At 68.1% G+C, this 10794-nt stretch carries 12 protein-coding genes; 7 read left to right on the forward strand and 5 right to left on the reverse strand.

Features of this window, described 5'->3' with window-relative positions:
* Window positions 1-59 precede the first annotated feature (59 nt).
* Both ASE86_RS13150 and ASE86_RS13155 read left to right on the forward strand, forming a co-directional pair.
* A complete protein-coding gene (locus tag ASE86_RS13150) occupies window positions 60-827 on the forward strand; it encodes an SDR family oxidoreductase (protein WP_056427775.1) in 768 nt (255 codons plus the stop codon).
* On the forward strand, window positions 824-1768 hold the full coding sequence (locus tag ASE86_RS13155; protein ID WP_156347166.1) for a glycosidase: 945 nt from the start codon (window positions 824-826) through the stop codon (window positions 1766-1768). The genes ASE86_RS13150 and ASE86_RS13155 overlap by 4 nt, the downstream gene beginning before the upstream one ends.
* Here ASE86_RS13155 and ASE86_RS13160 read toward each other — a convergent pair.
* Together ASE86_RS13160 and ASE86_RS13165 are read right to left on the reverse strand one after the other, a co-directional pair.
* Window positions 1765-3420, reverse strand: a complete 1656-nt coding sequence (locus tag ASE86_RS13160; protein WP_056427777.1) for an MFS transporter — start codon at window positions 3418-3420, stop codon at window positions 1765-1767. The genes ASE86_RS13155 and ASE86_RS13160 overlap by 4 nt on opposite strands.
* A gap of 37 nt (window positions 3421-3457) precedes the next feature.
* On the reverse strand, window positions 3458-3688 hold the full coding sequence (locus ASE86_RS13165) for a hypothetical protein (RefSeq protein WP_056427779.1): 231 nt from the start codon (window positions 3686-3688) through the stop codon (window positions 3458-3460).
* Between the two features lie 78 nt (window positions 3689-3766).
* Here ASE86_RS13165 and hisS point away from each other — a divergent pair, with 78 nt between their 5' ends.
* From hisS to ASE86_RS16640, 4 genes are all read left to right on the forward strand, one after another.
* Window positions 3767-5062, forward strand: coding sequence for a histidine--tRNA ligase (gene hisS / locus ASE86_RS13170; RefSeq protein WP_082441920.1), 1296 nt, complete (start codon window positions 3767-3769; stop codon window positions 5060-5062).
* Window positions 5059-6132, forward strand: a complete 1074-nt coding sequence (gene prfA, locus ASE86_RS13175; RefSeq protein WP_056427782.1) for a peptide chain release factor 1 — start codon at window positions 5059-5061, stop codon at window positions 6130-6132. Before hisS ends, prfA begins: the two co-directional genes overlap by 4 nt.
* 96 nt (window positions 6133-6228) lie before the next feature.
* Window positions 6229-7044 (forward strand): peptide chain release factor N(5)-glutamine methyltransferase, encoded by an 816-nt coding sequence (gene prmC, locus ASE86_RS13180; RefSeq protein ID WP_056427787.1) that lies wholly within the window; start codon window positions 6229-6231, stop codon window positions 7042-7044.
* 278 nt (window positions 7045-7322) lie between these two features.
* Window positions 7323-8132, forward strand: coding sequence for a DUF4167 domain-containing protein (locus ASE86_RS16640; RefSeq protein WP_056427790.1), 810 nt, complete (start codon window positions 7323-7325; stop codon window positions 8130-8132).
* A gap of 72 nt (window positions 8133-8204) precedes the next feature.
* Here ASE86_RS16640 and ASE86_RS13190 read toward each other — a convergent pair whose 3' ends face one another.
* Window positions 8205-8531 (reverse strand): hypothetical protein, encoded by a 327-nt coding sequence (locus tag ASE86_RS13190; RefSeq protein ID WP_056427793.1) that lies wholly within the window; start codon window positions 8529-8531, stop codon window positions 8205-8207.
* 71 nt (window positions 8532-8602) lie between these two features.
* On the opposite strand from ASE86_RS13190, the gene ASE86_RS13195 reads away from it, so the two are divergent.
* On the forward strand, window positions 8603-9028 hold the full coding sequence (locus tag ASE86_RS13195; RefSeq protein ID WP_056427797.1) for a CBS domain-containing protein: 426 nt from the start codon (window positions 8603-8605) through the stop codon (window positions 9026-9028).
* A gap of 4 nt (window positions 9029-9032) precedes the next feature.
* Here ASE86_RS13195 and ASE86_RS13200 read toward each other — a convergent pair whose 3' ends face one another.
* Together ASE86_RS13200 and ASE86_RS16520 are read right to left on the reverse strand one after the other, a co-directional pair.
* A complete protein-coding gene (locus tag ASE86_RS13200) occupies window positions 9033-10526 on the reverse strand; it encodes a lipopolysaccharide biosynthesis protein (protein WP_414881289.1) in 1494 nt (497 codons plus the stop codon).
* A partial coding sequence (locus tag ASE86_RS16520) for a hypothetical protein (RefSeq protein WP_235524109.1) occupies window positions 10523-10794 on the reverse strand: 272 nt, incomplete at its 5' end. The genes ASE86_RS13200 and ASE86_RS16520, both read right to left, overlap by 4 nt.

The raw sequence follows: 10794 nt of genomic DNA on the forward strand, positions 1-10794 counted from the left end.
GATGAAGCGCTTTCGCGTCCTGCTCGTTTCGGCCCGGTAACATAGCGACGAGGTGATGAATGACGGCGCGAACGGTGATCGTGACGGGCGCGGAATCGGGAATCGGCGCGGCCTGTGCCGCGGCGTTCGGTGCCGGGGGCGACCGCGTCGCCGTCCTCTACCACAGCGATGCCGCCGCGGCCGAGGCGACCGCAGTCGCCGTGCGCGCGGCGGGTGGCGAGGCGATGGCCGTCCAGGCCGCGGTCGATGACGAAGCGTCGGTCGATGCCGCCTTTGCCGCGGTCGAGCGCGCATGGGGCGTACCGCAAGTGCTGGTCAACTCCGCCGGCCTTAACATGACCGGGGTCCGTGTCCGCGACATGGCGCTCGACCAATGGCGGCGTCTGATCGACACCGACCTGACCGGCGCCTTCCTGACCTCGCGCCGGTTCCTGACCGGGCGGGGGGAAGCGGCCGGGCCGGCTACGATCCTGCATATCTCGTCAATCCACGCCTATGCCGTGCGCGCGGGCGGTGCCGATTATTGTGCAGCCAAGGGCGGGCTCACCAATCTGGTCGAGACGCTGGCGATCGAGGAGGCGCCGCGCGGCATCCGCGTCAATGCGATCGAGCCGGGGATGATCCTGACGCCGATGAACGACCGCGCGATGAAGGACGTGTCCTATCGCCGGTCGCTGGAGCGCAACATCCCGATGGGCCGTGCGGGCGACCCGGCGGAGGTTGCCGACCTGGCCGTCTTCCTCGCCTCCGATCGCGCGCGCTACATCACCGGCGCACGGATCGTCATCGACGGCGGTCTGTCGCTGCTCCAGGCGGTCGGCGCATGACCGTGCGCGACACGCACATCAAGGACCGGGTCGAGGACAGCCGGATACCGATCGATTTCAACGTGAAGGCGATCGAGGAGGTCGTGCTCGACGGGCCAGATGCGCTGATGGCGCGCGATCTGATGAGCCCGTATATCTGGCGTGAGCCCGACGGTCGCTGGGGTGTCATGGTGCGCGCCGTCGTCCGCGCAGGGCAATCGATGACCGATACCGGCGTGATCTGGGCCGGCTGGAGCGACGACGGCCGCCGCTTCACGATGCTCGGCGCGCCGTCGATCGTGCCGGGGCCGGGCGAGCATGACGCCGGCGGGGTCGAGGACCCGACCGTCCTGCGCCATGCCGATGGCAGCTATATCGTCTACTACACCGGCGTGCTCGCCGACATGGCGCACGGCGAGCTGGCCTATGCGACCGGCCCGTCCCTCGACCGGCTGGAGAAACGCGGCGTCGCGCTCGCCTCGTCCAAGTCGGAGGGGAACACCAAGGAAGCGACGGTCGATCGCACCGCGGACGGGCACTGGCGGCTGTTCTACGAATATGCCGCTGATCAGGCGTCGCGCATCGGCCTGGCGATCGGGGCGAGTGAAGTCGGTCCGTGGGTCGAGCAGCCAACCCCGCTGATGCCGCGGGACGGCAGTTGGGACGACTGGCATCTGTCGACGGGTCCGCTGCTGACGAGCGATCCCGACATGCCGGTCATGTTCTACAACGGCGCGACCCGCGACGCGCGCTGGCGGATCGGCTGGGTCGCGTTCGACCGCGGCTGCACGCGCGTCGTCGATCGCGGAATCGAACCTTTGGTGACCCCGCCGCCGGCCGACGATCGCAGCGCGACCGACATCGCCTTTGCCGCATCGGTGGTGGTCGAGGACGACGCGATATGGCTGTATTATTCGCTCGAGGATCGCAAGCTGGCGCGGGCACGCATTCGGCGGAGTTAGCTCGACCGCGTCGGATCGGTGATGGGTTCCAGCAGCTGCGTGTCGCCTGCGTCTGCGGCCGGCAGCGATCCGGTCTGGCGTTCGATGCGGCGGTGGATGACCGGCGGCTGGCCGTCGATCCACAGCGCGTGAAGCGCATCGCTGTTCACCGCATCGGCCTGCGTGCGGCGTTCGTTGTGGCGGACGTAATCGAGCCAGGTGCCGAAGTGGAACCGCTCGACCCACAAAGTCGGCTCGCCCAGGTCGCGCAGCAGCTGCCACGCGCGGGCGCCGTCGCGGCGGCGGATGCGGCGACGCTCGCTCATGACGGTCAGGAACCGCGCGACGTTGGCCTCGGCAATGCGGTGCTCGACGGTGATGACGATCGGCCCGCTGCGCGGCTGGACCGGGACCGCCGTGGTCGGCTCCACCCAGCCCGATCTTGGCGCGAGGTCGGCCTGGGTTATTTCGGGCATCCGGCGGACGAAGCCGGCGACCACGCTCAACAGCTGGATCGCGGCGGCGGCGATGAGCGCGTGGGCGACGCCGTGGCTGCTTGCGACCGAGCCGAACAGCCAGCTGCCCGCCGCCATCCCGCCGAACGTCGCCATCTGATAGAGGGCGATGGCTCGCGCGACGACCCAGCGCGGCGAGGCGAGCTGGACGCTGACGTTGAACGTCGAAAGCGCCAGCACCCAGCCGGCCCCGGCCAGCGCCAGCGCGGGGATCGCCAGTGGCAGGTTGCCCATTGCCGTGAAGATGCCGCCGACCGCGAGGCCTAGCGAGGCAAGGCGCACGATCTGCTCGGTCGTGGCCTTCTCGCGCAGCCGTCGCGCCAGCAGCGCGCCGCCGACCGCGCCGATCCCGAACGCACCGAGCAGGATACCGTAGGTCAGCGGCCCGCCGCGCACCAGATCGCGCGCGACCAGCGGCATCAGTGCGGGGATCGCGCTCGCCGCCAGCCCGAACAGCGACGCGCGCATCAACACGGTCAGGATCGGCGGCGACAGGCGGACATAGCGCACGCCCGCTTCCATCGCGACGCCCAGCCGCTCGCGCGGCAGGCGGCGCGGCGGCAGGTTGGGCTGCCAGCGCTTCAAGACGACGATCAGCCCGACATAGCTGACCGCGTTGGCCGCGAACGCCGCCGCTGCGCCCGCCGCGGCGATGATCGCGCCGCCGATCGCCGGGCCGACGCTGCGCGCGATGTTGAACCCCATGCTGTTGTACGCCACCGCGCTCGACAGCAGCGGGCGCGGCACCATGTCGCCGACCGACGCCTGCCAGGCAGGTCCGTTGATCGCGGTCCCGCAGCCGATCAGGAAGGTGAAGGCCAGCAGCAGCCACGGCGTGATCCAGCCCGCCCAGGTGCCGACCGCCAGCATCAGCGACACGACCAGCATGAAGCTCTGCGCGGCCAGCAGGATGCGGCGGCGGTCGAGGTTGTCGGCCATCGCGCCCGCCCAGAGGGACAACAGCATGATCGGCAGGCTGGTCGATGCCTGGACCAGCGCGATCATCTGTGGCGAGGCGCCGAGACCCGTCATCATCCACGACGCGCCGACCGACTGGATGAGCCCGCCGAAGTTCGAACACAGGCTGGCGGTCCAGACCTGCCGGAACAGCGGGATGCGGAACGGGGAGGTGGGGAAGGGCTGGGCGGCGGCGGTCATCTGACGGGGGAAATGCCGCAGGCGCCCAGATGATCCGTCAGCCGGGCGTCACGATGCGCAACCGCAGGCGAAGATCGTCCATCAGCCCCTCGACAACCGCATTTTCCTGCGCGCTGCCTTGCGGGTCGAGCGCCCAGTTGCAGTGCGGATGGGTCGCGGGATCGTAGAGCTTCACCCGGCCGATGACCATGCGCCAGCGCTGCTTGGTGCCGCCGTGGTCCCGCAGCAGCCGCGCGATGATCCGGTCCTGAAGGTCGCTCGCTTTCATCGCGGCCCCGATAGCGTAAAGCGGCGACGGGTACAGACTCTAGCGCTCGCTCGATTCGTCGCATAAGGCGCGGCGCTTATGGCCCGCATCCAGACCCCGCAACGCGTGCGCGGCACGCAGGACATCGCCTTCGAGGAAGAGCGTCGCTTCGCCCGCGTCGTCGATACGTTCGACCGCGTCCGCCGGCTGTATTGCTTCGGCCGCGTCGAATTGCCGGTGTTCGAGGACACGCAGGTCTTCGCCCGTTCGATCGGCGAGACGACCGACGTCGTGGCGAAGGAAATGTACACCTTCCCCGACCGCGGCGGCGATTCGCTGACGCTGCGGCCGGAATTCACCGCCGGCATCGCGCGCGCCTATATCGGCAACGGCTGGCAGCAGCACGCCCCGATCAAGGTGGCGACGCACGGCCCCGTCTTCCGCTACGAACGCCCTCAGAAGGGGCGCTATCGCCAGTTTCACCAGATCGACGCCGAAATCCTGGGCGCGGCCGAGCCGGCGGCGGACGTCGAGTTGCTGGCACTCGCCGACCAATTGCTGAACGAACTGGGCATTGCCGATGGGGTGACGCTCCAGCTCAACACGCTGGGCGATGCCGCGACGCGTGATGCGTGGCGCGCGGCGCTGGTCGAGCATTTCGCCGGCAGCCGCGACGTGCTGAGCGAGGACAGCCTGATCCGGCTCGACAAAAACCCGATGCGGATTCTCGATTCAAAGGACCCACGCGATCGGCCGATCGCGGACAGCGCGCCGGGGATCGATCAGTTCCTGACTGCGGAGGCGAGCGACTTCTTTGCGGCGGTGACGTCGGGCCTCGACGCGGCGGGGGTCAAGTGGACCCGCAACGACCGCCTGGTCCGCGGGCTCGACTACTACCGCCACACCGCGTTCGAGTTCGTGACCGATCGGCTGGGCGCGCAAGGGACCGTGCTGGCCGGAGGGCGCTACGACGGGCTGGTCGAGAGCCTGGGCGGGCAACCGACGCCGGGCGTGGGCTGGGCCGCGGGGATCGAGCGGTTGGCGATGTTGCTGGAGGAGCCGGCGGTCGAAGTGCCGGAAGTGACAGTCATCTCGGAGGCGCCAGAGCTGCACTTTGAGGCGCAAACAGTCGCTTTACTCCTGCGAAAATCGAAGTTGCGAGCAAGTGTCGCGTTTTCTGCTGGGCGAAAGGCTCAAAAGAATCGGGCGAACAAAGAGAGCGCGAAAACAATTCTTTACATTGATACGGACTTTCGCGCTCGGTTATGGACCGGGTTTGATAAGTTAGTCGCAGGAGATATTCTAGCGCGGGTCAGCTCCGCCCTAGGAGGCCGCTATCCTGTCATTAAGGGCGGCAATCTAATTGGCTTAGTCGAGGACGGTCTAAAGCAGTGACCCGCATCCCGGCCGACCGCATCCGGCAGATCGAGGCGCGACGTGACGAGTTGCAGGCGCTGATGGCGACCGGCGACCTGCCGGGCGAGCGTTTCGTCGCGGTGTCGAAGGAATATGCCGAGATCGAACCCGTCGCCGTCGCCGCGGCGGAGGTGCGGCGGTTGCGGCAGGAGGCCGACAGCCTGACCTATATGTCGCAGGACGGCGATGCCGAACTGCGCGCGATGGCGATCGAGGAACTGCGCGAGAATGAACGCGCGCTGGAGACGGCCGACCGCGCGCTGGCGCTGGCGCTGTTGCCGCGCGACGTGGCGGACGAACGCGCCGCAATGCTGGAAATCCGCGCGGGCACCGGCGGCGACGAAGCGGCGCTGTTCGCGGGCGACCTGATGCGCATGTACCAGCGGTACGCCGACCGCCAGGGGTGGAAGGTCGAGCTGATCTCCGGCTCCGACAGCGATGCCGGCGGCTACAAGGAAGTCGTTGCCTCGGTCGTGGGCAAGGGCGTGTTCGCCAAGCTGAAGTTCGAAAGCGGCGTCCACCGCGTCCAGCGCGTGCCGGTGACCGAAAGCGGCGGGCGCATCCACACCTCCGCCGCGACCGTCGCGGTGCTGCCCGAGGCCGAGGAGGTCGATGTCGACATCCAGGACAAGGACCTGAAGATCGACATCTATCGCGCGTCGGGTGCTGGCGGGCAACACGTCAACACGACCGATTCGGCGATCCGCATCACCCACGTGCCGACCGGCCTGGTCGTCATCCAGCAGGACGAGCGCAGCCAGCACAAGAACAAGGCCAAGGCGCTGAAGGTGCTGCGGACCCGGCTGTACGAGGCGGAGCGCGCGCGGTTGGCGTCGGAACGGGCGGGCGCGCGCAAGTCGATGGTCGGATCGGGCGACCGGTCGGAGCGCATCCGGACGTACAATTTCCCGCAAGGACGCGTGACCGATCACCGCATCAACCTGACGCTGCACCGCCTGCCCGAAATCCTGATGGGCGAGATGGACGAACTGATCGATGCGCTGGTGGCCGAGGACGAGGCCGAGCGGTTGGCGACGCTGGATGCGTAGGCCGGCCTGCCACGGATCGTGGCAGGACTCGGTCAAGCACGGCCGGCGAAGCGAAGCGCTTCGTCCGACGGCGCGGCTTTGCCGCGACGTGCCGCGATGACAATCCGCGCCGCTCTCCGCACCGCCACCTCTCAGCTCGGCGAAGTCTCCGACACCCCCCGCCTCGACGCCGAACTGCTGATGGCCCACGCGCTCGGCACCACCCGCGACGCGCTGATCCTCCGCCATCTCGACGCGCCGACCCCGCCCGCCTTCGAAGACCTGCTCACCCGCCGTCTGGCCCACGAGCCGGTCGCCTACATCACCGGCAGCCGCGATTTCTGGACGATCAGCCTCCATGTCGCTCCGGGCGTGCTGATCCCGCGCCCCGACAGCGAAACCTTGATCGAGGCTGCGGTCGAGCATTTCGCCGGCACGCCGGGTCCGCGCTCGGTGCTCGACCTCGGCACCGGTTCCGGCGCGCTGCTGCTCGCCGCGCTGGCCGAGTGGCCGGCCGCGACCGGCATCGGCATCGACGCCTCCGACTCCGCGATCGCCATCGCGCGCGACAATGTGCGGCGTCTCGACATGACCGACCGCGCGCGGATCGAGCGCGGTGGCTGGAGCGGGCGGGGCGGACCGCACGACCTGATCCTGTGCAACCCGCCGTACATCGGCACCGAAGAAGCGCTCCCGCGCGAGGTCGCCGACTGGGAACCCGCGACCGCTCTGTTCGCCGGCGCCGACGGCCTCGACGACTATCGCGCCATCGCCGCCGTGCTGCGCCCCCAGCTCGGCGCCGGTGGCGTCGCCTGCATCGAGATCGGTGCGTCCCAGGCCGACAGCGCCGGGGCACTCTTCGTCGACCAGGGGTTTGCGGTCAGCCTGCGCCGGGACCTGGCGGGCCGCGCGCGGTGCCTGGTCGTAACTTGACCCCGGTTCGCGCTCGCACAATATAATGCTTGGCGAGCGATGCCCCAGCCGCTAAGACTGGCGTCAGGGCAGGCACCCACTCCCAAATCGTTGATATGGTTGGGGCCGGCTCCATCAAGCTACAGAGCCGCTGACGTCCGGCGGCCTTGGCGGGACGCCAGGCCTCTTTTCAGGGAAAGAGGCCGGGTATCCGGGGGGATGTCACGCATCCGCAGCGCGCAGCGGTTACGAAGCGCGCGCTACGCAGATGCCAGTATGGGACAGGACCGAACACTTTGATGAACAATCGTCAGGCCGGCCGCCGTCGCGGTCGCGGCGGGCAGCGTCAAGGGGGTAACCCCGGTCGCCCGGATAACGGCAATCGCATCGACAATCGGGCACGCGGCAATGCCGCCCAGTTGCTCGAGAAGTACAAGAATCTCGCCGCCGACGCGCAACGCGCAGGCGACCGGGTGAACACCGAATATTACCTTCAGTTCGCCGATCATTATTTCCGCGTGCTCGCCGAAACCCGGTCGCGCGCCGAAGAAAATGGCCAGGTCCGTCGCCAGCGTGACGACGAGATGGACGACGATGGCGAGGATTTCGGCTTCGAAGGCGATATCGCGAGCCCCGCGCACTATCAGCAGGCGTCGGAGGACGGCGAGCGTCAGGATCGCCAGGAACGGCCGCGCCGCGACTATCGTGACAATCGCGAGAACCGCGACGGTGGCGAGCGTGCCCCCCGCGCCGATCGCGAAGCTCGCCCGCGCCGCGATCGCGATGCCGGCGACCAGGGTCAGGAACGTCCGCGTCGTCAGCCGCGCGAGATGACGGTGGAAACGGCGTCGGAAGACCGCCCCGCACCGATCCCGGCGAACGACGAACCGCGCCGCACCCGCCGCCCGCGCCGCGAGACGGTGCAGCGCGAGACGGCGCAGGATACGGGCGACAGCAATGGCTTCGACGCCGCGCTGTTGCCGCCGGCGATCTCGACCGATCCGGTCGTATCGGTTGCGTCCGGCGACGAAACACCGGCCGAACGCCCGCGCCGCGGCCGTCCGCGTCGGGTTCGGACCGAGGACGAGGCCATCCCGCCGGCGGCGTGAGCCGAGCGGAAACAGGCTGCGAAGTGTTCAGGTAAAAGGCCGGGGCCGCCATCGCGCGACCCCGGCCTTTTTCTATTCGTCGCGCCAGACGCCCGAGTCTTCGTGCCGGTCATGCCGCTCGACCGCTTCGTCATGGCCGCTCCCCGAACTCAGGAAGATCAGTCCCATCAGCAGCGCCGCCATCAATATGGTCAGCGACACGCCCAGAAAGGTCGCGATCGCCATGTGGATCGGCAGCGGCCCGAGCGACTGCCACAGGATCCCGACCGCGCCCGCGCCGGTCGTGACCGATACCACGCCCATCCAGCGCAGGATGCGTTTGTACCGGCCCCAGGCGAATCCGGCATAGTCGGGGTCGTCGAGCGGGTCGGGGCGGGGGACAGGATCATGCTGCGGCATAGGGTCTTTGCAATGCTCCGCGTTTGCGCGATGCTCAACGCCCGAAATACGAACGACGAGGAGGGGGTGCGATGACGATCGCGGTGATCCTGGGCGGCAAGGGCCACGATGTGGTGACGATCGATGCGGATGCCAGCGTCGGCGATGCGGTGCGATTGCTGGCCGACCGGCGAATCGGCGCGGTCCCGGTGATGGAGGGGGGAGCGGTCGCCGGCGTCTTTTCCGAACGCGACGTGATCCGGCATCTGGCGACCGACGGCGCGAGCCTGCTGGAGCGGCGGGTGTGCGACGTGATGACCGCCCCGGTCGAGACGATCGCTTCGGGCGAGCCGGTGCTCGGCGCGCTGTCGGTCATGACCCATCGCCGGATCCGTCACCTGCCGGTGGTCGATGGCGATTCGCTCGTTGGCATCGTCTCGATCGGCGACCTGGTGAAGCACCGCATCGACCGGATCGAGGCCGAGGCATCGGCGATGCGCGACTATATCCGAAGCTGATCCGTCAGCGGTTGCGGACCAGCGCGATCGTCTCGCGCACCATGTCTCGCGCGACGATCAGCAGTACGGCGAGGTAAATCCCCCCGCCGGTGGCCACCAGGGTGGTCAGGCGCAGCAGCGGTGACATCGCGGGCAGCGCATGGTCGAGCAGCCAGACGCCTGCGGCCATCGTCGCCGCCGCGAACACCGGCACCGCGACCGCGTGCGCGACCTGGCCTGCCGTAACCCCGATCACGGGCAAGGTCCGCCGTGCACAGATCGCGAGATACAGCGGATAGGCGACGATCCACGCGATGCCGAGACCACGGACGCCCCATTGCGCGCCGATCACGAAGGCGATCCCCAGCACGACCGCGCCCGTCGCTGAATTGCGCGCGCTGATCTCCGGGTGGCCGCGTGCATCGCTCGCCGGTGCGAACAGGACCTGCAGCGTCATGAAGGGCATCGCCAGCGCGAGCAGTGCGACGACCGGCCCGGTGGCGAGCCACTTGTCACCCAGCACGACCGCGACCAGCGGATCGGCGACGACCGCGAGACCGAGGTAAAACGGCATCGCCGCCAGGAAGATGATCTGTGCCGATTTCAGGAACGCGGCGCCCATCGACGCGCCGTCGTCCTGGATTCGGGCATAAGCGGAGAAGGCGACTTCGTTCAGCGGGGGCACGAACTTCGATACGAAGATCTGCGCGAGGAACAGGCTGGTCGTGTAGATGCCCAGCTCATAGGCGGGCAGGGTCCGGCCCGCGACGAAGACGTCCGCCTGGCTCTGGACGAACCAGAACAGCTGTCCTGCGGCCATCAAGCCGCCGTACCGGGCGATGCTGCCCGCCCCGCGGAAGTCGAAGCTCGGCATCCGCCACCACGCCGCCGCCCACATCATGCCGATCGCGCGGGCGCTCCACATCACGGCGGGCGCAAGCACGAGCGTCCACACCCCCAGCCCGCCGACCGCACCGGCGAAGGCGGCGATGGCGCCGAGCACCGCCGAGACGAGGTTGACCGCGGACTGCCGCCTGAACTCCATCCGCCGCGACAGCAGCGCATAGGGCAGCGCGATGAACGGGGTCGTGAGATACAGCGCCGCCTGCACGCGCAGCAGGTCGGCAACCGGTGGCTGGCGGAAATAGGCGGCGACGATCGGCGCGACCAGGAATTGCGTCAGGGCCAGTGCGGCGTTCAGCAGGATCAGCATCCCGAACAACTGGCGCACCGCGCGGTCGTCGATCTCGGCCTTCTGGATGACGGCACTCGCGAGGCCGTAGCCGTTCAGCATGTTGAGCAGGACCAGAATGACCTGCGTCATCGCGAACAGCCCGTAATCCGCCGGGCTGAGGATGCGAATCACGAGGAAGGTCGATGCCCACGCGATCATTTGCCCCAGAATCTGCGTGCCCGACCGCCAGATCACGGCGCTGCGAACCTGCGATCGGAGTGATTCCGGGGGAGATTCGGCCGGTGGAGCGGGCTGATTCGACGTGATTCGGGCGATATGGGTCACCGACGCTGGATAGCGGGTGGCCGCTTACGATCACGTAAATGGCGGATTTCTGCGGGTTTGACGCCGTACTGAAACAAAATTGCAAAAAGTGTTTGACGGTCTGGAACCTCGAGCATAGAAGCCACTCCACCGACGCGGTGAGCCGGATGGTTCACGGGTTGGTCGCCAAAAACCAGACGATCAAAACTCTCTCTTGGGAGGGTATTTGAACGTCGGTATTTTTGTCGGCTCTTTGAAATTGTTGATGAGATGAAGGGACATGTGGGCG

This window comes from Sphingomonas sp. Leaf33 (genome assembly GCF_001421785.1).
Classification (GTDB): Bacteria; Pseudomonadota; Alphaproteobacteria; order Sphingomonadales; family Sphingomonadaceae; genus Sphingomonas.